This window comes from Bacteroides sp. AF34-31BH, assembly GCF_003602795.1.
GTDB classification, from domain to species: domain Bacteria; phylum Bacteroidota; class Bacteroidia; order Bacteroidales; family Bacteroidaceae; genus Bacteroides; species Bacteroides uniformis.
This window is the reverse complement of sequence record NZ_QTLV01000012.1, coordinates 105,320-128,750: the sequence shown is the minus strand read 5'-3', so window position 1 is coordinate 128,750 and position 23,431 is coordinate 105,320. Positions and strand designations below refer to the sequence as shown.

General features: G+C 48.3%; 22 protein-coding genes and 2 tRNA genes. 20 read left to right on the top strand and 4 right to left on the bottom strand.

Translation table 11 applies throughout. The features are described 5' to 3' along the window. The first annotated feature begins 2 nt into the window (after positions 1-2). The 18 genes from DWZ67_RS16360 to DWZ67_RS16270 all read left to right on the top strand — a co-directional run bounded on the left by DWZ67_RS16360 (position 3) and on the right by DWZ67_RS16270 (position 18,956). On the top strand, positions 3-281 hold the full coding sequence (locus DWZ67_RS16360; protein ID WP_005829015.1) for a hypothetical protein: 279 nt from the start codon (positions 3-5) through the stop codon (positions 279-281). Beyond that, positions 281-1,636 carry a hypothetical protein gene (locus DWZ67_RS16355; protein ID WP_120139318.1) on the top strand — a complete coding sequence of 452 codons (1,356 nt, stop codon included), beginning with the start codon at positions 281-283 and terminating at the stop codon, positions 1,634-1,636. The genes DWZ67_RS16360 and DWZ67_RS16355 overlap by 1 nt, the downstream gene beginning before the upstream one ends. Next, positions 1,636-2,670 (top strand): DUF6712 family protein, encoded by a 1,035-nt coding sequence (locus tag DWZ67_RS16350; protein ID WP_120139317.1) that lies wholly within the window; start codon positions 1,636-1,638, stop codon positions 2,668-2,670. Before DWZ67_RS16355 ends, DWZ67_RS16350 begins: the two co-directional genes overlap by 1 nt. Then, entirely contained in the window at positions 2,667-3,464 is a 798-nt protein-coding gene (locus tag DWZ67_RS16345) for a hypothetical protein (protein WP_120139316.1), read from the top strand. Before DWZ67_RS16350 ends, DWZ67_RS16345 begins: the two co-directional genes overlap by 4 nt. Further along, complete coding sequence (locus DWZ67_RS16340; RefSeq protein WP_120139315.1) at positions 3,461-3,937, top strand: hypothetical protein; 477 nt, start codon at positions 3,461-3,463, stop codon at positions 3,935-3,937. The genes DWZ67_RS16345 and DWZ67_RS16340 overlap by 4 nt, the downstream gene beginning before the upstream one ends. A gap of 6 nt (positions 3,938-3,943) precedes the next feature. Next, positions 3,944-6,058, top strand: coding sequence for a hypothetical protein (locus tag DWZ67_RS16335; protein WP_120139314.1), 2,115 nt, complete (start codon positions 3,944-3,946; stop codon positions 6,056-6,058). Between the two features lie 2 nt (positions 6,059-6,060). Further along, a complete protein-coding gene (locus DWZ67_RS16330) occupies positions 6,061-9,183 on the top strand; it encodes a leucine-rich repeat domain-containing protein (RefSeq protein ID WP_120139313.1) in 3,123 nt (1,040 codons plus the stop codon). A gap of 21 nt (positions 9,184-9,204) precedes the next feature. After that, complete coding sequence (locus tag DWZ67_RS16325) at positions 9,205-9,729, top strand: glycoside hydrolase family 108 protein (protein ID WP_120139312.1); 525 nt, start codon at positions 9,205-9,207, stop codon at positions 9,727-9,729. A gap of 64 nt (positions 9,730-9,793) precedes the next feature. Next, positions 9,794-10,336, top strand: a complete 543-nt coding sequence (locus DWZ67_RS16320) for a hypothetical protein (protein ID WP_120139311.1) — start codon at positions 9,794-9,796, stop codon at positions 10,334-10,336. Then, on the top strand, positions 10,323-13,904 hold the full coding sequence (locus tag DWZ67_RS16315) for a phage tail tape measure protein (RefSeq protein WP_120139310.1): 3,582 nt from the start codon (positions 10,323-10,325) through the stop codon (positions 13,902-13,904). Before DWZ67_RS16320 ends, DWZ67_RS16315 begins: the two co-directional genes overlap by 14 nt. After that, positions 13,901-15,676 (top strand): hypothetical protein, encoded by a 1,776-nt coding sequence (locus DWZ67_RS16310; RefSeq protein ID WP_120139309.1) that lies wholly within the window; start codon positions 13,901-13,903, stop codon positions 15,674-15,676. The genes DWZ67_RS16315 and DWZ67_RS16310 overlap by 4 nt, the downstream gene beginning before the upstream one ends. 66 nt (positions 15,677-15,742) lie before the next feature. Continuing rightward, entirely contained in the window at positions 15,743-15,946 is a 204-nt protein-coding gene (locus DWZ67_RS16305; RefSeq protein WP_057253971.1) for a type II toxin-antitoxin system HicA family toxin, read from the top strand. 41 nt (positions 15,947-15,987) lie between these two features. After that, on the top strand, positions 15,988-16,383 hold the full coding sequence (locus DWZ67_RS16300; protein ID WP_120139308.1) for a type II toxin-antitoxin system HicB family antitoxin: 396 nt from the start codon (positions 15,988-15,990) through the stop codon (positions 16,381-16,383). A gap of 278 nt (positions 16,384-16,661) precedes the next feature. After that, on the top strand, positions 16,662-17,036 hold the full coding sequence (locus tag DWZ67_RS16295; protein ID WP_133302949.1) for a hypothetical protein: 375 nt from the start codon (positions 16,662-16,664) through the stop codon (positions 17,034-17,036). A 202-nt stretch (positions 17,037-17,238) separates the two neighbouring features. After that, the gene (locus DWZ67_RS16290) at positions 17,239-17,592 is read left to right on the top strand and encodes a hypothetical protein (RefSeq protein WP_120139306.1); all 354 of its coding nucleotides are present in this window, start codon (positions 17,239-17,241) and stop codon (positions 17,590-17,592) included. A gap of 327 nt (positions 17,593-17,919) precedes the next feature. Continuing rightward, complete coding sequence (locus tag DWZ67_RS16285; protein ID WP_118132274.1) at positions 17,920-18,117, top strand: hypothetical protein; 198 nt, start codon at positions 17,920-17,922, stop codon at positions 18,115-18,117. Next, positions 18,114-18,473: a hypothetical protein gene (locus DWZ67_RS16280; RefSeq protein ID WP_120139305.1), complete on the top strand. Its 360-nt coding sequence runs from the start codon at positions 18,114-18,116 to the stop codon at positions 18,471-18,473. Before DWZ67_RS16285 ends, DWZ67_RS16280 begins: the two co-directional genes overlap by 4 nt. Positions 18,474-18,650: 177 nt before the next feature. Beyond that, positions 18,651-18,956: a hypothetical protein gene (locus tag DWZ67_RS16270; RefSeq protein WP_035449749.1), complete on the top strand. Its 306-nt coding sequence runs from the start codon at positions 18,651-18,653 to the stop codon at positions 18,954-18,956. Positions 18,957-19,018: 62 nt separating this feature from the next. On the opposite strand, the gene DWZ67_RS16265 is transcribed toward DWZ67_RS16270, so the two are convergent. The 4 genes from DWZ67_RS16265 to DWZ67_RS16250 form a co-directional block, all read right to left on the bottom strand. After that, entirely contained in the window at positions 19,019-20,173 is a 1,155-nt protein-coding gene (locus DWZ67_RS16265) for a tyrosine-type recombinase/integrase (protein WP_035449745.1), read from the bottom strand. Positions 20,174-20,298: 125 nt separating this feature from the next. After that, positions 20,299-20,374: transfer RNA gene (locus tag DWZ67_RS16260), tRNA-Pro, on the bottom strand. A gap of 15 nt (positions 20,375-20,389) precedes the next feature. Then, positions 20,390-20,462 (bottom strand) — tRNA-Phe (locus tag DWZ67_RS16255). A gap of 137 nt (positions 20,463-20,599) precedes the next feature. Beyond that, positions 20,600-21,601 (bottom strand): malate dehydrogenase, encoded by a 1,002-nt coding sequence (locus tag DWZ67_RS16250; protein ID WP_005825092.1) that lies wholly within the window; start codon positions 21,599-21,601, stop codon positions 20,600-20,602. A gap of 193 nt (positions 21,602-21,794) precedes the next feature. On the opposite strand from DWZ67_RS16250, the gene DWZ67_RS16245 reads away from it, so the two are divergent. Next, the gene (locus tag DWZ67_RS16245) at positions 21,795-22,631 is read left to right on the top strand and encodes a S1 RNA-binding domain-containing protein (RefSeq protein WP_005834783.1); all 837 of its coding nucleotides are present in this window, start codon (positions 21,795-21,797) and stop codon (positions 22,629-22,631) included. A gap of 100 nt (positions 22,632-22,731) precedes the next feature. Further along, positions 22,732-23,424, top strand: coding sequence for a DUF4476 domain-containing protein (locus DWZ67_RS16240; RefSeq protein WP_022400895.1), 693 nt, complete (start codon positions 22,732-22,734; stop codon positions 23,422-23,424). Positions 23,425-23,431 lie beyond the last annotated feature (7 nt).

Here is a 23,431-nt window from a genome sequence, read left to right as displayed (position 1 = left end):
ATATGGAGACAATACGCAGAAACCTGGCTCTGGCCGACATGGACATCCGCACGGACGAACGCGGACGCCGGCGCATCTTTTCGATAAAGTTCGTCAGCAAGGAAGGCAAGGTCTATTTCATGCCCCAGGCCTACGCCTGCGGTGCAGGACGCATGAACATGAAGGAATACCAGCTCCGGGGCGTGCAGCCCTGCGACTGCAAGGGAAATCCGGAAGGACACCCCTACCCCGTGGATATTGACCTGATACTGGAGTATAACAAAAAGAAAATAATATTCTGATGAACATATTGTTTAATTCAAGCGGTATTCCCCTGCTGATGCAGTCCACGTACATATTCGGCGAAACGACGGGGACACCCCAGAACGAAATGAAGGAGCGTACCCGAATCCTGGCGCCATATGACTTGTCGAATGTTTCCTATATAGACATCGACGGAGTGAAGGTGCGTCCATGGGGAGATGAGAATGATTTCCCCCAGAAGGCGGCTGAAGAGATAGGAAACACCAGCGTGCTCAATACGGGCCTGAAGTTTCTTCGTAACCTGACACTTGGGCAAGGCATATATCCTTGTACGGTGAACGGTTACGACAATGATGGTAACGAGATACTGAAGCCCGTTACCGATAGCCGGGTACAGACTTTTATTGCTTCCCGGAATGTGAGGCGTTACATGGAGAAGGTGCTTCGGGATTACCTGAAGTTCGGCAACGGTGCCGTCCAGTTTGTGCCGTCGGCTGCCGGCAATTCTTTTGCAGGGGTCAATCCGGTCAATGCGCTTTACCGCCGCTATTCCGAAGTGGACGAATATGGTGCCTGCAAGTGCATCATTTCCGGATATTGGCCGCAACGTCCGGACAAGGGCCAATACACCAGGCTGGATGTGCTCTCCGAATACGACCCGCAGATGCATGCTGAGGTGTTGAAGTTTGCCGGAAAGGTGAAGGACGGTTTCATCATGCCGGTACGCGACAGCTGGAGCAACGACGACCTTTACGGCATGCCCATCTGGTGGCCCGCCTACGTTTGTGGATGGGTGGAGATAGCCCATCTTATCCCCCATTTCCTCAAGAAAGCCTACAAAAACCAGATAACCTGGAAGTGGCATGTACAGATACCGTATTCCTACTGGGAGAAGAAATACCCGTCCAAGGACTATTCTGCCAAAGAGCGTGAGGCGGCCATACAGAAGTACATGGATTCTGTGGAGCAGAACCTTTGCGGACCGGACAATGCGGAGAAGCCCATCTTCTCGCATTATGCCGTGAACGAGATGAACGGCAGGGTTGAGGAGGAGTGGAAAATCAAGCCGCTGGAGAACAAATACCAGGGCAGTGACAACCTTCCGGTGTCGGCAGCCGCCAACTCGGAAATTCTGTTTGCATTGATGGTGAATCCGAATGTGCTCGGTGCAGGTATGCCCGGTGGCACCTATGCCGGCAACCAGGGCGGTTCCAATATCCGTGAGGCTTTCCTTGTGAACATTGCCAACGCGTGGATTGACCGGCAGAATATCCTGGACCCTATAGAACTCTATATCAAAATGAACGGCATGCCGGAATGCGAGCTGCGTTTCCGCAATACCGTTTTAGTAACCCTCGATACCGGCAGCGGTACCAAAAAAACATTGAGCTAATGATATTCAGTGCAAAAAAATGGAACAACGGCAAGGAGCTGAAAGCGGTGATGAAGGTGAACACCGCCATCTCCTTTGACATGATGGAGGCACCGCTCCGGAATGCTTTCCGACAATACCTCGTACCGTTATTGGGCGATGCGATGGTGGGAGAAGTGGTCGAGATATACGAATTCGGTCCAAATCCGGATGTATTGGAACAGAATACCGAAGGGGCAACCGAACGGGAGAAACTGGACAGCCGCCTGCTGGAGATTTGCAAACGCGCGAACGCGAACCTGGCGTTCTGGAACGATTTCGATGAAATCAGCATGCGTATCACCGATGCGGGATTCCAACGTCAGAAGTCCGACAACGGCGAATCATTCCAGCAGGTGTACAAGTACCAGGAAGATAACCTGCGGGCATCGCTGCGCAACAAGGGGTTCAATGCGCTCGACGAGCTGCTTGAGTTTCTGTATGCCCATATAGCCGAATATCCGGAATTCGCGTCCTCCCGGGCCTATCAGGACCGTAAATCGGCCATTGTCCGCAGTACCGCGGATGTCAATGACGTCTGTTTTATCAATGGCAGCCGGATTGTTTTCCTTCGCCTGCAGCCGCACCTGAAGTTTGCCGAGGAGATGCTCCTTCAGCCGGCCATCGGTGACAAGTTGTATGAGCATCTGATTGACGGACTGGTAAATCCCCCAGAAGACGAAGAAGCCCGGAAGAGCATGGAGCGGTTGCGCCTTGCCTGCTCCCGCTACATTGTGGCAATGGCGGTCAGACGGCTGCTGATGGAGACGGGTAGCGTCACGGACCGGGGGCTGTACTTCACCGCTGTACAGCCGGGTGAAAAGGGCAATGAGGAGAAGAGACCCGTCGATGCGGAGCGTATCGCCGTACAGATTCAGAATCTGAAAGCGGATGCGGACATGTACATGACGGCTCTGTTGCGCATCGTTCGCAATAATTTCGAGGCGTTCTATCAAGGTGACCCTCGTCGTATATTCGACCGCGACAACGATAACAAGCGCACATTCTGGACATGAGGGAGCTTCGCATTACATACCGTCGTTTGGGTGTCCGCCATGAGATAATCCGCCGGGTACCTCAGAAATGGGAGGAACTGACACCGGCACAGTTCCTGCTCGTGTCGCGGCTTTATCTTCAGGAAACGGACGAACCATCCTTCCTGAAGGAGTTCTATTCCCTGCCGTCCGGGACCGGTTCCGACACTTATTACAGTTATAAGCTGAGCGAACTGGTGGAGTTCATCAGCGACTGCCGTGTCCGGATGGACCGCTTTATCCTTCCTGCCGTCTCCGGGCTGAAAGCGCCGGGTGACCGCCTGAAGGGGATGTGTTTCGAGCACTTCATGCACGTGGACACGGCTTTCAACCGCTATGCGCGTGACGGCAAGGATTCCTCACTGGATGCTTTCGTGTCGATGCTCTATCTGAAGGACAACGAATACATTGTCCTACCGTCAGGTGGGAAAAACGGCTTATTTAGCAGGCAGAAACCATTACTGTTACAGAAACGCTTGACAGAGATAGCGAAGCTTGACAAACATGTCAAGTATGCCATATTTCTGAACTACGTTTTCATCAAGAGATGGCTTTCCAAGGCTTTCCCATTCCTGTTCCCCCTCAATGATGAGCCGGAACCGGATGCTAATAAGAATAAAAAGCCTGCAGCAGCGACAGTCAACTGGCTTGACATCTTTGATGCTTTTGTTGGCGATGATGTGGCGGTAATGGAGAAGTATCAGGCGATGCCGGTGGCTACGGCATTCCGCCTGCTTAACAAAAGGATACGTGATACCCAAAAACAGAAGAAATGACTTTTTCGGAATACATAGAGAACTTGGCTGAAAGGCATGTCGATATACGACACAAGGAGAATGATGAGGTACACTTCCTCTCATCAGAACGGGAGAAGCATACGGCACTGGACAGCGTGCTCCACTATCCGGCAGTGATTGTGGACCGTGGCTCAGGATTCGGTTACGGCGGTAATCCGGGTGCATACCGGAAAGACCGCGATTACCTGCTCTTCATTGTGGAGCATGTGTCCGACACCTCCGACTATGAGCAGATAGAGGCTGCCCTTGACAAGTGCGAGCGCATTCTTGATGAGCTGCTCAACCGGGTACTCGAAGACAAACGTAAGAACCGCCAATGGCTTGCCTTTTCACTCGAAGAGGTGGAAGCGGACTATGTGGTGAACAATGATAACCAGCTCTACGGCGTGGTTGCGGCTGTTAGTCTGTCCGAACCTTATAAAGCTTTGAACTGCCGGAATGCATTTTTATGATACAGTATGTCTGATACACTTACAACATTGAAGGAGCTGGCGGCACAAGTGCGTGGTGCCACCCGAAAAGGTGAGAATACGGCTGAACGTGTCGGGCGTCTCTTTGTGGGCATCCTTACCCTCATGGAAGAATCCGAAGTTTCATTCGAGCCTTCCGAAGGATACGATACGCTTGGGACATTGAAGGAACTGGCGGCACAGGTACGCAGTGCTACCGAGGACAGTAAGAATACCGCCGAACGTGTCGGACGTGCCTTTGTCGGCATCCTGAACCTGCTGAAACAATCCGGAGTTGAGTTTGAAATTGTCGAGGGCGGTGATTCCATAGAGGTTCTGCAGACTCTTTCCGGGCAGGTGCGTGGTGCTACCCAAAAGGGTGAGAATACCGCCGAACGTGTCGGACGCATCTTTGTCGGCATACTGGACCTGCTGGCCGCTTCTGTTGGCGACGGTTTCCTTGTCCGCAGCGACCTTCCCGGCTATTACTATTCCAGTACTCAGGATGCGCTGAACGCGGTTCGGGCGACATACCCTGACGGTCTGACCCGGAATGTGGAGATAACCTGCATCAAGGTTGCCAGGGAAAAGAGAAAGGAAGGCCATTATCTTGCCGAGCTTGCCGATTGGAACCTGCGCGGCATGTACACGCTGACAATTGACGGAGGCTCCGTATTGACCCTGGACGGTAATGCCCTGGGATGCCTCTCGTTCTCCGGTGTGGACAACGTGGTTGTCAGGAACGTCCGTTTTGAGGACTATTCCAACTATGTGGGGCATCAGATTCCGGATGCCGTGGGTGCCGTATCATTTACCGGCAGTACATCACGGTACGCCAGGAACTTTTTTGTCGGAGGATGCACCTTCAACGGCAGGTCCATGACGGACGAAGAGGTCATGTCCTCCAATTCCCTGATATTCATTGACACCGAGAACGTGACCGTCAATGGTTCTTCATTCGTGAACGCCCGTGGTCCCGTTGTCAATGTCGACAATTGCACCCTCCTTTCAGTCCTGAACAATGATTTTGCCATGGCGCCTCATGGTACCGGCTATCCTACGGCTGTGACATTCAGTACCGGCAGGGTGCTGGTCATGGAGGACAACCGGTTCTCTGGGGACAACCGCTACAGCTTCTCCAGCATAAACAATGTGGACAAGGCATACATCCGCCGCAACACCTTCCGTGACGGTGGCAGCATGGCCCTCAACTTCAACTCGTCCACCCCGATGTCCGTGCTGGCCCTGGAATCCAACCTCTTCGTGGGGATGCTGTCGAATACCGGTTCCATCAATACATGGGCACAGGCAGTTATCGGTTTGTGCCCTATACGGGATATGGAATTGAACAACAATACCTTCTACATGTCCGGTAACAACGGGCAGCAGTATTGTACGCGTTGGGGCACAATCAACAGGCTGGAGATATCCAATAACGTGGTTGTGGATGCCGGGCATGCGGTGCACTTCATATACGGTTTCGCTTTCGACAATGTGGGCGAACTTGTGTCGGACTACAACATATTCCAGTACAAGCTGCATGACGACATTACCTATGGCAGCCTTCTGCGTGTGTTCAACACGGAAGGAGCCGGGGGTGGCGTGGAAATCAACGCAGACCGCGGTTGCCGCTTCTGGCAGCTCCAGGAGCTCGGCTACGAGCTGCATTCCGTGCTCGTGTCCGACGGTGTGGATGCGGACGCTCTTGATGATAATCTGATGATCACTTCCGCATTGGATGGCGGTAATCCTGCAAACGATGCCTATGTGCCTGATATGGACTTGTCTTATAAACTAAAGTCAGTATCCGTCAACAGTCGCGGATGCTACAACAGGCATGGTTCTGCAATCGACGAGACGGCCATTGTTCCGGGTTACACCGGCTATAATATGGAAGACGAATCGGCATTCAGCGATGCGGCTCAATACAGCAGCATGGCTGGAGACACGCTGCTGCTGGAGTCCAAGACATTGGACAGGAATCGGATGCCGATGTTCTCGATTATAGGTTCTGCGGACAGGTACCTGGCGATAGGACGCTATGGCCTGTTTTCGCCGGTACCGATTGTTGATGGGGATGGAGAGTATGTATCGGATGAATTGTATGATATTAATATTGTGTAGGCATGGCAGAGAATTATAGTGATATATTGAGAGTTCGGATAGGGCGTGTCAAGGCATCGGTGAAGGCAGACAATTATTTCCCGGTGGCAGGCAGAGATACAATTCAAATTGACGCTGAAACCAGGTGGGGACAAACCTCGGAATGGCAGACGCAGGACGGAAGCGGTAGCACGGTGGCAACGGCCGGCAATCTTGTAAAGCAGAAAGACAGCAAGTCTATTGCGATATCAGACGGAGGGGAACTTGTTCAAAAATTCATAGCGCGTAATAATTTGACTGAGACAGCCGTTTCAAAAAGAATCTATGCAATGTTGCCGCAAGTGCTGCCATACTTTACCGTATCGGCCAGTGAGGTCGTGCGGGTGGGAGAACTGTTCGTCGTCACTGTTTCCCCGGAGCACGGCTACTCAGGTGCCAGTACAATGGTCGTAAAGGTGTATCGCGAGAACGAGGATTCGTCTCCGGTCAAGACTCTGACCGAAATTACCGGGCGCCCGATGTCTGACGGGACCGTCGCGTTTACATCTTCCTTTGACAACGCGTCTGACCGCGGAATATACGATGTGGAAGTTGATGTTACTGACACGGCAACAGGGGTGACTTCCAGCAAGAGAATAGACAAGCTCATAACGGTAGTTCCTGCTCTTTGCCCGAGGCCTGCCGACACTACGCAGGGTTATGAAACCATCACCGTTCAAGCCGAGAAGCAGTATGAGATGCATCTGTGGCGTGATGTGGATGGCAGCGGATTGAATTATGCCGAATGGACTGCTCCCCACGGGTCATCGGACACGGCGGGCTACGACCTCATAGACCTGTCCGTTCTTCCGGCAGGCACGACTCTTTGCATCCGGAGGGAAAACGGCGCAGTCTACCCGATGCGTATGCGTATAAAGGGAAATGTATCCCCCGGTGTCTCATCGGAGAACGGAACGCCCAACTTTACGTATGAGAGTCCCCTGGTCATCACGCACGATGAAGAAGGTGTTTTCGACTGGCCTTGGATGTCGTTCGGCGCCGTCACCTTCGGTGACAACATGCGTAATGTCGTATTGGACGGGTACGGGTACAACCGCACGGGAATCAGATTCCATCCATCGTCGGATGACGCTGCAATCAATACGTGCATTTTTGTTTCCGGCGGTGCGGGCGACATAGAAATGTTCGGCATTGACATAGACGGTACGGGATTCGCCGGCATCATGGCCAAGACGGACCCTGACCCCGATGTCCCCTGGTTCTGGCGTGGCAATTGGGTGCTTGACAATCTACGTATCCATCATTGTACAATCCAGAACACAGCCGGAGAAGGTGTCTATCTCGGCTATTACGGTAGCGGTAAACTTAAAGGTACGAACGGTCAAGGGCAGGAAGTGGAGTATTATGCACATCTACTTGACCATCTTCGATTGTATCGTGTCAACTTCATTAATACTGGGCTTGATAGTTTTCAGGTGAACAATGCCATCAATGTGGATATCTGCTATGTGAATACTACTGGCAGTGGGGCAAGCAAACAGGGCGGGCAGAACTACGCCAGTTCCTCCGTGTTCGACGGCAGGCTGTACAACTGCAGGCTGCTGAAATGTAACGGGCCGATAGCGTTCTGCGGCCCGTTGCTTGGCGAGGTGCGCATCTACAACAACGTGATGGAGGCGGCCCGTTATTCGGGTGCGTTCGTTTCCGCCTTGTGGAAGAGTTCAGAGGATGAGCATATAGACCTTGACGGCGACGGAGTGGTAGATGAAATAGGTATGTACATTTATAACAATGTGATTAAGGCTTATTCACTGGGCTCCTTCAATACGGATTATACGCTGGCCAGGTATTTTATGGATGACAATGTAATCATAACAGAGGTTGGTACAGATAAGGTTCCGGTCATGTTCACCGGCGGAGACGGGAATGTGTTCCTGAAGGCGCATACAGATTATGAATACATAGACGGGGCGCTGAAAGTGGCTGACAGTGCCAATGACAATTACCAGCCCAATTACGACAGCCTTCTTGTGAGTGCCGGAGCTGTCGGCAGGTCTGCATATGACATGAGGGGGTACAAAAATTGGTATAAGAGCGTGTACCGCGCAGGCCCGTACATGGGCATTTACAAGGACACTTCTGTTGCAGACCTGGACATCCGGCTTGACGGCATTGTCATAAATTCGGGTTCGGCAATCACGGCGGGACGTGGAGTATCGGTCAGGTTCGATTATGCAGGTCAACCGGCCCGCTACCGCATGGCGGAATCGGCGGACCTCGCTTCCGTCGCATGGGTCGGCTGGACCGGTGACACGGTGGATTTCACTCTTTCCGAAGGATATGGAGAGAAAACAATCTATGCACAGATAGCCACGGATGACACTGAAAGTGGGATTGTGTCTGCCGGCATCAGCTATGGTGGTATTATTCAGTTCGCAGACCCTGAAGTGAAACGTATCTGCGTGTCGATATGGGACAAGGACGGTGACGGGGAACTCAGTCTGTCCGAAGCCCAGGCCGCCACGACAATCAACAGATACAGTTTCTCCGGCAATACGGAAATACAGAGTTTCGATGAACTCAAGCTTTTCACGGGCCTGCAGAACATCGATGCCTATGCGTTTTCCAAATGTACGGCTTTGAGGAGCATATCCTTCCCTGACCATCTGACCGGGCTGAAATCCCAGGTCTGTCAGGGGAATACGTCCCTGGAGACGGTACACCTTCCGGATTCGCTCACCTCTTTGGGCGGAGGATGTTTCAGCGACTGCAATGCATTGAGGAATGTCACTATACCTGAAGGTGTCATTTCACTCAATGACTTTGCCGCCACGGGATTGGAGGAGATTGTGATTCCGGATTCTGTAACCTCCATAGGAGGATTCAGGTATTGTGCCTCATTGAGGAAGGTGGATATTGGTACCGGCGTTACCACATTCCTTCAGAACGCGTTCAACAACTGCACAGCGCTTGAGGTGTTTATCATCCGTGCCGGCAAAGTCCCTTCCTATGCCGGATGGACGTTACCGGATGGGTGGAGTGGCTCTTTTTATGTCCCTGACGACCTTGTGGAAGCATATAGGGCGGCAAACGGCTGGAAGAACTTTAGCACGTCTTATAAACCGCTGTCTGAATATGTAGAATGATAATACAAACGAACTTTATTTATGGCAAAAGCAGAAATCTTATTCAAGATCATCCGCAAATGGGAAGGCGGATGGAGTGACCACAAAAATGACAAAGGCGGCAAAACCAATATGGGGATAACCTTGTCTACGTGGAAAGCATGTGGTTATGACAAGGATGGTGACGGAGACATTGATGCGGACGATTTACGCATGATTACTCCGGATGACGTCTTTCATGTTTTCAAGAAGTATTATTGGGACCGTTACCAAGCGGACTTCATACACAACCAGTCCATTGCGAACATCTGTGTGGATTGGGTGTGGGCCTCCGGACGTCCCGGTATCACAAGGGTACAACAACTCCTGCAAATCAATGTAGACGGTATCGTAGGACCTCAGACGGTTGCAAGTATCAATCTGGCCAACCAACGGCAGCTGTTCGAAGCTATCAAGGCAGACAGAATCCGGTTTATTGAAGAAATCTGCAAAAGGGACCCGTCGCAGCTTGTATTCCGGAAAGGATGGCTGAACCGGATCAATGATTTCAAGTTCTCTGTCCGCTGAATTCTTGTCCTTTTTTCCACTCTTTTCAGCCTTTAGTTTTGTGTCCGGAACTAAAGGCTTTTTTATGGCAATAACTGAAGAAAAGAGTTTAATGACCTCCGAGAAATTCAATCGAGGAGTTGAGAACTGGACGTGGAAAGTCAGGAATACCTCCGTAAATATTCTACAACGGACACATGCAACCGGCAGATTGCGTAGGGAACTGCAATCCCGTTGGCTGAAAGACCGTGAAGGTGGACCGGCTTATGTCGGTCTGGGTTTCCGCTTTGCCCGGTATGGTGCGTACCGGGAATATGGCGCCGGGCGTGGATATATCGTCAAGAACGGAATTATAATGAAGGGACATTCGGCATGGAGCGATAAGAAAAGACGTCAGGAACTGCGTTCTCTACGTGTTTCTGAATATCGCATCCGGCGCATGCGTACCGTTGATGAACACTATGCCGTTATCCGGCGAAGTCCCCTACCCTGGTTAGACCCTCCCATTGTGGATAACATCGAATCACTGGCTGATTTATCCGGGGAGTATTACGGTGACCAGGCACTCAAGAATGTGCTTCAGAAGTTTGATAAAATAACAATCGAAAAACGTTATGGCAAAAAGTGACAAGACTGTCAAAAGAGGTGTCTACTTGTACATCGATGGCAAGGAAATTAAGAATGACATCAATTCCATTGATTTGGAGATGAAACGCCTACAGCGTGACATTAAGGAAATGACACGCGGCTCTGAGGAATACAACCGCACCATGGCGAAGATACAGCATCTTCAGGGGATTTTAAAACAGCATCGCCAGGAGATAAAAGGCATCACCACCGAAACCAAGAAAGCGACTGTCAGTATTGGCAGTATGGTGGACTGGTTCAACCGTTTCGGTGGAGTTATCTTGTCCGTAATAGGTTTCCTTACCGGTTTTACCCTTGCCTTGCGCGCCATCAGAGATGAACGCAACAAGTTGGAGGAGTCCCAGGCCGGGCTGAAAGCCTTGACCGGACTTGATGATGACAGCATTGCCTGGTTGACCGGGCAGGCCAAGACGCTTTCCACCACCATGACAAAAGAGGGCTTGCGTGTCCGCCAGTCGGCAGCCGAAATCCTGGATGCGTTCATGCTGGTCGGTTCGGCCAAACCGGAACTGCTTGGTGACAAGGAAGCGCTCAAGGCTGTTACGGAGGAAGCCATGCGATTGCAGGCGGCAGCCAAAGACATCACCCTGAACGAAGCGGTTGATTCACTTACTTTATCACTCAACCAATATGGGGCAGCAGCAGACCAGGCTGGACGGTTTACCAATGTATTGGCTGCCGGCTCCCAGGCAGGTTCCGCCAATATCGCAAGCCAGGCAAAGGCTATCCGGAATGCAGGTACCGCAGCGGCTTCGGCCAATGTTCCCATTGAACAGACGGTCGCATTGATTGAAACGCTTGCTTATCGGGGTATAAAGGATGAAGTGGCCGGAACGGGATTGAAGAAATTCTTTCTGGTTCTTCAGACCGGGGCAGACGAAACCAACCCCAAAATCGTCGGGTTGGATAAGGCACTGGAGAATCTGAAGAACAAGAATATGGATGCAGGCGCCATCAAGAAGATGTTCGGGGAGGAAGGCTACAATACCGCATCCGTAATCCTTCAGAACACGGAGATGGTGAAAGACTTCACCGCTGCCGTCACCGGTACCAATGTGGCGTATGAGCAGGCGGCCATAAACAGTGATACCGCACAGGCCAAACTGGAGCAGGCACGCAATAAGATGAAGCTGGCAGCCATTGATTTGGGAGAGAAACTGAATCCGGCTCTGACGGTGAGTACGAATATGCTGACCAATGTGCTTAAATATTTGCCGGGATTGATTGACTGGTGCAAAAAATGGGGCACAACAGTAATAACACTAACGGTTCCTCTGGCAGCTTACTATACCACATTAAAGCTCATATCTCTTTATCATACTACTTACAACTTAGTCTTACGAGCAGGAATCGCCATCCAAACGGCTTACCGGGTAGCTACCACTGCTTTGAACGACGCATTGGCAGGAGATTACAAGGCAATAGGCAGGTTGATATTACAGATGCGCTCTCATAATATCGTAACCCGGACAGTGGCAGCAAGTACACTACTTTTCCGAGCTGCGCTGGAGACTTTAACCTTCCGCTTCTCTGCCGCAACTAAAGCGGCACGGGCAGCATGGGCGGTATTAGGATTAAATCCTTTTGTTGCTATTGCCACAACCGTTGCAGCCGCAGCAACAGGACTGTATATCTACGCTCAGCGTACTTCTGCTGCAGCACGTAGGCAAAAGGAACTGGTGGTTATGAATAGAGAGGCTGAAAAAAGCATTAGCGAAGAAAAAAATAAGCTGGATGCTTTACGGAAAGTGCTTGAGGATTCTAAAGAACCATATGAAAAACGGAAGGCTGCATTAGAAGATATTCAGTCCATTGTTCCGGAATATCATGCTTCATTGACGGAAGAGGGGGTGCTTATCAACAACAACACGCAAGCGCTGGACGGTTATGTAGAAAAGCTGTTGCTCACAGCCAAACAGCAAGCGGCCAATGCCAAATTACAAGAAGCCCTGGCACAAAGGTCAGAATGGATTCAGAAGAACGGTTCCGATGCCATGAAATTTAAAAATCTCGAATGGGAGATAAATGACCCCGTCAATATGGACAAGTCCGTTGAGGAACTTGCAGCAGTCAACGGGATATCACCCACTGCATACCGCGTATGGGCTACCCAGAAAAAACGTCTTGACGATAACGTTCGGTATTACGAACAGATGATGCAGGATTATACCTCCCAGTTGCTTGCCATCAACGATAAATACAAGACTATTACTCCAGATTCTCCAACAATTACCGGAAACGGTGGCAGTGGTGGAGGTTCTGAATCTGAAGAAGAGCGGAAAAAACGTGTCAGCAAGGAATTGGAGGATATAGAGACTAACCACATGCAACAGCTCACCCATCTCCAGAAGCTTTATCTTGAGGGAGAAATCCAGACTAACGAGGAATATACTGCCCTTCAGATAGATTTGGAGAAAAAGACTTTGGATGAGAAATTGGCGATAATGGGGCTGGAGCCGCATGAACGTGAGAAGTTGCAGGTAAAGATGCTGGAGGCACAAATCAAGTTCAATGAAGAATGTAAAAAACAGGATGAAAAGACAGAAAAGGAGCGTCAGAAAGCATCAGACAAGATTGCCAAAGAACGCCTTTCAGTTCGTCAGAAACAACTCCGTATCGAATTGGAAGAAGCAGCTTCCTATCATTATAGGAACCTGACTTCCGAGGAGGATTTCTCCCAGGAGATGAACGAGATTCGGAAACGGTATTGGAATGATTTGCTTCACAACTACCGACTGACTGAGGAACAACGTACGGAGATACAGAAGGAGCAGGCCGAAGCCCAGACCGATGCCGAGAAAGAGAAGTACGACAAAACCATGAAAATGCATAGGCAATATGCCTCTCTGGTGACGGATATCGCTTCCGACTTCGGAGAAACGATTGGTGAAATGATTGCCACTGGCGAACTTTCGCTGAAGAATTTCTTACGTGAAACCATTATGATGGCACTGGATGCTTTGGAACGTGTTATTGAGATCTCCATACTGGAAATCACCGCAAAAAATTTGGCGGCAACAGCTCCACTTTCCTTTATCGGTGCCGCAAAAGCAGCTGCCCAAGTAGCTGCCATCAAAGCGGCTTTTGCTGTAGTAAAAGGGATGGTCGGCAACTTCTACACTGGTGGCTATACCAGTCCCGGTGACTGGGATCAGCCACAAGGCATCGTGCATTCCAACGAGTTCGTCGCCAACCGTTTCGCTGTCGCCAACCCGAATCTGCGACCGATATTCGACGCCATTGACGTGGCACAGCGTAGCGGTAATGTTGGTAATCTGACAGCTGAAGACATAGCGGCTGTGACAGGTTCCGGAAAGAGTACACGTACCGTACCAGCCAAAGCACCCGCTGCCAGCGCCACAACGACGGCCAATGATCCGGCTATGGTGGCGATGCTGATAGAATGTACCCGCGTATTGCGGAAGCTTAAAAACAGGCTGGATGATCCGCTGGTAGCGGAAACTTATGTTACCGGCAAACGGGGTATCAACCAGGCTCAGAAAGAGTATCAGAAGTTGAACAACAATAAATCACGCAACAAGCAATGACAGAATTATACATTGACGGACAATTGGCCGCCCTTCCTGAAGGGTTCAACATTACGTTCACCTCCGAGAATCCGTATTTCACCCGCAGTTCCAATTACTCCTTGAACATAGAACTCCCCATGCCTGCCAATCATGCCATATTCAAGCACGTGAACAGACTGGATGTGACGAAAAAAAAGACTATCCTTCCGGCCACACTCATCGTTGACGCCAGATGCCTGCTTTACGGCAGTGCGGTTTTACTCTCAGTAGAAGATGCACTGGTTAAGGTACAGCTCGTATCAGGTAATGCGGAATTTAATCTGCTGACGAATGATAATCTGTATATTGACGAACTTGATTTAGGTACAATCAGTTGGCCGAACAACAATCAGAACCGTTTCCAGCCACCTGCCAATATGGTGAACTACTACGGTTCGGTGGACGAAATTGAAGCTGTATGGTTGCCGGTGTTCTATCAGGAAGCCAAATGGGAGAATCTTCAGAACGATGCAATCTATGAGTTCGGCACGAACAATTTTACCCTTTGCCCCTATTATGGCCGTCGATGTGTACAACCATACCTTTTGACAGTCATCAAGAGAATAGTGGGGCATTTTGGCTATAGGTTCGATACCTCCTTCTTTGATAACAATTTCTTGCGGAACGTTTATGTATGCAGCGCGGTAAGCAGCAACCGGGTGGCCGCCGCATTGCCGCACTGGACTGTTTCCGAATTCTTTGATGAACTGGAGAAATTCCTTTGTGCGGTTACGGTGGTCAACGAACGCACCAAAGTAGTGAGCCTCGTAGGGCTTAACGATTATTTTACAGAATCCGGAAAGGAGATAATTCCTGCATCCTCCCTGCTACGGGAGTTCACTGTGGATATTGAAGATGAAAAGAATGAGAAAGACTTGAGCACTGGCAATGTGGGCTACAATCTGCCTTCCCATACGGATGACGGCTATCTGCGAATTGAAAGGGACATCATAGAGGCTGCATACAAACAAGAATATGATTCTTACGATGCAATGCTGGCCGCATACAACGGAATGGGTGACAGTGACAAGAAAAGTACAATCTTTATTGTTGGCAAACGGTATTATATCAACTACAATGAAAATGATAAGAATACGCTGCGTGAAGTCAATTTGTATGCGGATTTAATCCGTGACCCGGAATCGTCCGATGTAGAGACCTCACTCGGAATCGTCCCGGCTAAAATTATTCAGTTCAATGTCGGCGTGTATGGCTCTGTAGCTGATTACGATTTGTCCCGTCCGTACACCTCCATGGTATTGAACATACCCGCGGTGGGCTACCAGGCTACTGTTGCCAAGCAGGAGCGCTTCAATGTCCAGGAAGCCATAAACGGTGACGTGGAACTGAAGGAGAAGCAGGAAAAAAACGGGCACATGGAAGTGGCTGTCAATACCGGCAAGTTCAACCGGCAGAACGTAACTTACAGCGGTCAGACACATGCCTATGATTATGCCTATCCTTTTACGGACTACCAGCAGAAGACCGGAGCACAGCTCACGGACTTCCTTCCGTATTCCCTAAGCTTGAACGATGTTTGTCCGGACAGTGTCGGACATCGGTTGTCGACACTCAGTCTGTTTCACTCCAATATTCCTTACACAATCCAGTTCCAAGCCAATAAGCTGCCAGATGTGAATAAGGTGTTTCTTATAGGCAACAAGCAGTATTTGTGCGAGAAGATTGAGACGGAAATAGATGTCGATGGATTAAGCAAGGTACTGAAGGGGACTTTTTATCGGATAGAATAAAAAAGCTCTTTTTATTTGCATAAAGTAGAATTTTTACTACCTTTGCATCATTGAAACAACTAAGATATGGTTAAATCAAGAGAATTTCATAGTCAGATACTGAAACGTGGAAAGAAAAGAGGATGGCACTGGATAAAAGGTGAAGGAGACGGGAGCCATCGGATTTATGAAGACAAGAACGGTATCAGATACCCGGTGCCCTACCATGGTGCCAAAGAAATGGGTGAAGGACTAAGAAAGAAAATTATTAGGGATATGGAGCTTGAATAAGCTCCCCCTTTTCTCTATATGTTTGAAAGGAGGATTTTATTATGGGAAAACTTAAAGTGACAATTGAAAAAGGACCGGACTTGTTCGGTGCGTGGGCTGACAATGTTCCTGGTATCTATGGAGAGGGTGAAACTGTGCAGGAAACAAAAGAGAATCTTCTTACCTCCATTGAACTGTATAAAAAACATAATTCTACAGTCCCTAAAGAATTACAGGGAGAAATATCCGTAGAATGGACTTTTGATGTACAGTCGTTCCTCCAATATTATAGCGGTATTTTTACCAAGGCTGCACTGGAGCGTATAACGGGGGTCAACCAGAAACTCTTGGGACATTACGCATCAGGTTTGAAAAAACCACGTAAAGCTCAGGTTGAAAAAATAGAAAGCGCATTGCATGGCTTTCTGAATGACATAAGCCAGGTGCACTTGGCATGATGTAAATTCCGATAATGGATTGAAAGATACTTCTCGGTCAATCGCGAGACCGTAAGGTCTTTAATGACAATTAGGAGGGCTTCCACGGGTTGGAAGCCTTTTTTTGTCTCTCTTTGTTGGATATGTGAAATAGAATTAACACCTTTGCAGTGCCCAATATAACATAGCTACACGTTTATCAATATGAATCCCTTTTCAAAACGTAATCCGTAAAACCGGGTTAAGGTGTGGCTATACCTTTGGGCGCGTTTTGATAAGGGATTCGCCATTTTAATACTATGACTGAAAAACAAATAAGGATAGCAGACAGACTATTACGGATATTGGTGGAGCATGACGGGCGTGTCAACAAGGATAGCGCACGCAGCCTATTGCTTAAAGAGTTCACTGAAAGAATGGATAAGATAGACATCAACTTCGTACTCGACACGTTGATAGACGACTATAAGCTGGTTTCCCTACTTGGTGAAGGTTGGCTCCGGCTAACACCGGAAGGAGAAAAGATGGCACGCAGGGGAATGAAGAATTATCAGCAGAAACTATCCATAAAAGAATGGTGGAAAGAAAGCAAGACCGCTGCCATTCTGATTTCTTTAGTTTCTACACTGATAGGGTCTGTCATTACCGTTTTAATAACTGCATTATTAGGATAGTGAAAACGCTTCCCAATATGAAGGGAGCCACTATGAACAATAATACAAAATATAATTTGAACTTTTTCTCCATGGATGATTCTTTTCATACAAAAATACTATAAATAATTGAAGTCGAAGCGGAGAAACAAAAAATCTCCGCTTTTCTTTTTGTTAACTGATTAGTTATTCTGATTTTTGTACGAATTTAAATAAACACCAAATGGAAACAATTATTCATTTTATTATTTTTTTGACTGCGGTTATTGAAATCGTTCTACTTGTTCGATTCCTTGCATTATGTAATCATGTAGAGGAAATTAAAAAGAAAATGGTGCCAAACGAGAACTTCCAAGCAATGTTTCTACTTTATTGTTCGACTGGGGAGAAAGAAAAGGCAAAAGAATTGCTTCTCCATGAAATAAGTTTGGATAAGATGTTTACCACCGCTTTCTTTTCCGTTCTTCCCGAACATGATAAAGCCAAACAAGCCATTTTGACTAAGTATGGGAAATTGCTTAAGATGGTCGATGTGACTCTTGATTTTGATACAGTAGATAAATATTTGAAAGGGTGATAAAAATTGAAGCGGAGATAAAAAATCTCCGCTTTTCTTTTGCCATTTCAAAATAAACCTGCATCTTTGCAATGCGTTACATTTTGAGAAGGCGAGATTGTTCGCCAACTTTTGCCGTTGGCATTTTTTATGCCCAATGGTATCATATAGTTCCGACCCCCGTGTGGAGTGTTAATGCACCCACTGCCTTCTCAAGGTGTAACGCAACGGGAAAGCGGAACTTTCTTTGTCTATAAGTTTTCCGATTTTTTGGAGAAAGTTCCCTTCCCGTCTTTATTGGAGCATTGTATCATTCAATATATTGTTTTATTTAAATAGCGTTACATTATGAGAAAACAAGCCCAAAGCGCCCGCGGACGCTATGTATCCGCAGAGAAGGTTCAAGAACTGTTTGCCCAGCTGGGTATTGAATTGTGCGCCGGACGTAAACGTATCCGTGCAGCACGTAGCGACAAATCCATTTCCATCTATGTCAATGGTGGGACAGTCAACATCACCTTTAATGAGAAAGGAGGCAAAGCATGATGTTCTTTGTTTACCATCTGCAGACCTATTCCCCCAAGAACCGGGCATGGAAAAAGGTTATTGATTATGTAGAGAAGTATAAAGATGTTCTTATCAAGGATGAACTTTCCCTGGATGCACTCAAGCATGAAATAGGCGATGTGGTTAACCGCATCAATGTCGAACACCCCAAGATGAAACGCATGAAATGTACTGCTACCCCTTTGGGACGTGACTGTACTATACGCATCGAGGCTCATGTCATAAGTGGTGGATGCCCCGACACGGTATTCTTTCTCGATATTTGCAAGGTACGTTCCATTTATCAATTCAGTGAGAAGGCGAATATGCTGGAGCAGGAAGGAGGTGAGGCATGAATGATGAATTCTTTATCACCAAGACTGTGGATACAGGTAGTGGAGGAACCAATTCGGTGAGATATCAATTGTATGCACGCAACTGTGATGGTGAGATTAATGATATAGGCTATGAGGAACTGGTGCGATTTAACAAGTTCCTTACTAATTATTTAAAAAAGGAGGAGGGCAGTGATCATGAACAATCATAGGAAAATAGGTTTTCGGGCATACAATGATAATGCTCAGAATTCAGAGGAAGATGAACAGAAGAAAAAACAAGCCGAACGGCAAAAAGCCATAGCCGATTTTATCGGCCATAACTATTCGCCTATCGGTGCCACTTCGCAGAAGTGCTATAAAACCACAGTCGAACTGGTGTACGAGTTGTCGAATATCGTCGATGTCGCTCCGATGGAGCTGGCCAAGCAGCTGACTGATGCCAGATACCATGTGGAGTACCTGGCAGGACAGCCGTATTGGGTGCTGTATGAGAAGCCATAAACACATTAACCGGACATTTTTTTTATTTTTGAAGTCCTTGCTCGTGAGAGTAGGGGCTTTTTTTAAAATATACCATCGTAATTCTTTATCAGGCTATTCGCTTCCTGAATATCGTGCGGTGTATATATGTCCGTCATGAGGATGCTGCTATGTCGTGCCTGATCGCGTACGCTCAATACGTCATAATGCCGAAGCATGTTGGTTATTCCGGTATCCTTCAATGAATAGAACTTGTACTTTGCCGACAGCTTCAGGTCTTTCCGTACATGCCGTGCCCACCAGTCACGGAACATCTTCTCGGTCCGTTCCCTTTTTCCCGGCTTCAGTCCGTCCGAGAACAGGTAGTAGTCTCCCGGGTAGTCGAATATTTTCAGGTCGAGCATGAGATGGATGACCTTTGTCGGCAGTGTGATGGTGCCGTCCTTCCGGTTCTTGGATATGGTGTCCTCGACAAAGATGGTCTGTCTGGCCAGACTGATGTTTTTCAGTTTGAGGCGTGTCATTTCTGCCGGGCGTATGAAGCAGTAATACAGGATATAGCTCGCCAGCAGCATGTACGGGTTCTTCTCGAGCAGATAGCCATGTATCTTCTGCAGCTTGTCCTCCTCGATGACACACCTTATCTTCTTCTTTCCGCGCCGTCCAAGGCTGCTGATGCCTTCGGTCGGGTTCTTGGTGATGTAGTTGTGGCTCAGACAGAAGGTGGAGAAGGATTTCAGGAATCCCAGGTAATTGTCACGGGTAAAGGCGGTATTGTCCCTTGTGATGTAGACCTCGTCCAGAAGCAGGACACAGAAATCCTTGTCGAACTGGTAGATATAGGTGATGGGCACTTTCTTCTCCTCGTTGAACGTTTCCATATTCCGGAGGTAGGAGGAATACGACTTGATTGTTTCCTGACGGTAGCGTCCGTCGCGCAGCATCTTTGCAAGAAATGTGCGGTACCGGTCTATGACTTCGCTGAAGAGCATGTATGCGGAGCCGGACTCCTGCTCTATCCAAGGGTTCCAGCCGACAGCCAGCTTTTCCGATATGCGGTTCATGAAGTCCTTGGCATACTTCCGCCTTTCCTTGATTGAATCAATGTAGTTGAGCTTGAATTTCTTGCGCTTCATGGCTCCGGTGGCCGGACAGAAGGCATAGAAGTCAATGTACCAGTCTTTGCCGGTGTGCAGCACCGGAGGTGTGTAACTTTTAACTTGCTGACAATTAGACATTTTTTTTATTTGTTTTCGCCCGGAAGCAAAAACAAATACGTTAATATTTCTCGTCCCGATTTCGTCCCGGCTGTCCGCCTTAAAAACGAAATAAGTCACTGTGAAACAGTGACTTATCGTGTAATTGGTCGGAATGAGGCGACTCGAACGCCCGACCCCTACGTCCCGAACGTAGTGCGCTACCAACTGCGCTACATTCCGATTGCTTTTGAAAAGTGGTGCCACCAGGAATCGAACCGGGGACACAAGGATTTTCAGTCCTTTGCTCTACCAACTGAGCTATGGCACCTTTTTCGTTTGCGGGTGCAAAGATAAAGAGTTTTTTTTATACCGCAAGGCTTTTTGAGGAAAAATATCTAAAAAAGGTGCCTCTTGCTCTATGGAGCGAGGCACCTTACTTCTAAAAATCATTTGCTATCGAAGACATCAGTCGATATTCGGATTGATGCTGTGCCAGTCTTTGATGGCAGGCAGTACACCCATTTCTATCACCTCGTCACGAAGTGTGCAGAGATGGGCATAGCTTTCTTTCAGTTTGGCTTCTTCTTCGGGCGTGCCGTTTAGTTCCTTATAGTGTACACCGTCTTTGGTAATTTCAGTTTCCATTGCCATCATGATGTGGTCGAAGCCGTGGCTGTGTACATATGTACCGGCAGGCCAGCGGAACGGTTTGCCACCCATCGCTGCAGCTATCATTTCGATAGAGACGTATGCCGGACTCTGGAAGGAAGAACGTCCACGGAGGGCGATGATGTTGGCACCGCCTTTGGTTACCTTAGTCTGGATTTCGACCCACTGTTCTTTAGTCAGGGCAGGGGTACCGATGATATCAAGTAACGGTTTACCGTCCACCTTGGCGGTAGAGGCATATACAGCCATCTGTTCACCATGACCGCCGTAGGTACGGCAATTTTCGATTTTGTCGGGGGCGATGCCGAAGTGCTTGGAAAGTTCACTGCGCAGGCGGGTGCTGTCGAGGGCAGCCAATGTGGTCACTTGTGAAGGTTTCAGGCCGGAATACAATAGGGTAATCAGACCGGTGATGTCGGCAGGGTTGAAAATGACAACCACGTGCTTCACATCCGGACAGTAGGCTTTTACATTCTTACCGAATTCTTCGGCAATAGCGGCATTGCCTTTCAAAAGGTCTTCGCGGGTCATGCCGGCCTTGCGGGCGGCACCGCCTGATGATACCACATACTTGGCACCGGTCAGCGCTTCTTTGATATCGGAGGTAAATGTGATGTTCATTCCTTCGAATCCGCAGTGGAACAGCTCTTCGGCCACACCTTCCAGTCCGGGAGCATAAGGGTCGTACAGACATAGGTTGGGAGTGAGATGCATCATGATTGCAGTCTGTGCCATGTTTGAACCGATCATGCCGGCTGCGCCGACGATTGTCAATTTGTCATTTGTCAGAAATTCCATAATCTTTTTTATTTAAAGGTGAGTAATATCTTTTCTTGCTGATTGTCACGATACAAAGATAACCCTTTTTGAAGAGAGTTGTTCATAGAAAAAAGTTATCTTTTAGAGCAAAAAGTTATTTCTTCTTTCCGAACTGCTGTATTGTACCTAAATTACTTATCTTTGTTGGGAAAATGAAGATAAGTAAGAAACTATGAGCATTGAGTTAGGAAAGTACAATACGCTGGAAGTGGTGAAGGAGGTAGCCTTCGGCATGTATCTGGACGGTGGCGAAGAAGGTGAAATTCTGCTTCCGTCGCGTTATGTCCCCCAAGACTGTAAGGTGGGAGACAAACTGAACGTTTTTATATATCTTGATAACGAAGAACGTCTGGTAGCCACTACTCTGACACCGTTAGTGCAGGTCGGGCAGTTTGCCTGCTTGGAGGTGGCGTGGATAAACCAGTATGGTGCTTTCCTTAACTGGGGATTGATGAAGGATCTTTTCGTCCCCTTCCGCGAACAGAAAATGAAGATGCAGGTGGGAAAGAAGTATGTGGTTCATGCCCATTTGGATGATGAAAGCTATCGTATCGTGGCATCGGCCAAGGTAGACCGTTATCTTTCCAAAGAGAAGGCCGCCTATGAGTCGGGGCAGGAGGTGGATATCCTGATTTGGCAGAAGACGGATTTGGGATTCAAGGCGATCATCAACGATGAATATAGCGGCTTGCTATATGAGAGCGAGATATTTCAGCCACTGCACACGGGCATGAGGATGAAAGCCTATGTGAAGCAGGTACGTGAAGACGGCAAGATAGACCTGCTGCTTCAAAAACCGGGGCAGGCTAAAGTAGAAGATTTCTCAGCTACGTTGCTGGACTATATCCGTGAACAGGGCGGACGGATAGCTTTGAATGACAAGAGTCCGGCAGAAGAAATCTATGCAACTTTCGGTGTCAGCAAGAAAACCTTCAAAAAGGCTGTGGGAGATTTGTACAAAAAACATCTGGTTGTATTGGAGGAAGATGGAATCAGGATTAGGAATTAGTCCCAGTCATTAGGAATTTCCCTACTTGTAAATAGAGACAATCATTAGGGAGGGGAATTTCCTCTCCCTATTTTTGTCGTACAATAAAAAAAGAAAAGTCATGATACGTCATTTGATATTAAGTGTTTGTCTAGTTCTGGTAGCGTTTCCCGCAATAAAAGCGGCGCCCATAGACGGAATCCGTATAGAAAGTCCATATCGTAGAGTGCTGGTACTGGTCGACGGACAGCAGGTTTGCCTGCCTACTTTCAGTTGTTTTGTAGCCAATCTGCGTGGTAGTTGTCGGGTAGAGGTTTATGAAGCGCCATCCCGTGGGGAGAATTCCCGAAGAGGAAAACTCCTATATGATGAACGTGTGCATTGCTCCATCAATGAAGTGGAAGATATTTTCATTCCAGAGGACAAAAGACCTGGTGGAAACTGGGGTACTTCTAATCATCACAAGCCTGGCAGACCCGGTGACAGACCGTTAGGAGGCGAGCAGCATGAACCGGTGATGTCACCATCTGCCTTCGAACAGTTTATGGGGCTGATGGAAAAACAGAGTTTCGATTCAGACCGTAAGGAAGTGCTCGACCATGCCTTGCTGACCTCTTGGTTCACTACTGACCAGTGTATCCGTCTGATGGATTTTTATCGTTTCGACAGTGAAAAGAAGCAGTTGATGAAGAAGATTTATCCTAAAATAGCCGATAAACCGAATTTCTATTATGCGATAGACAAGCTGACCTTCTCGTCGGACAAGAACGAGATAAATGCCTTCATCAAACAATATCATGAGAAGAATAACTAAAAAAAGG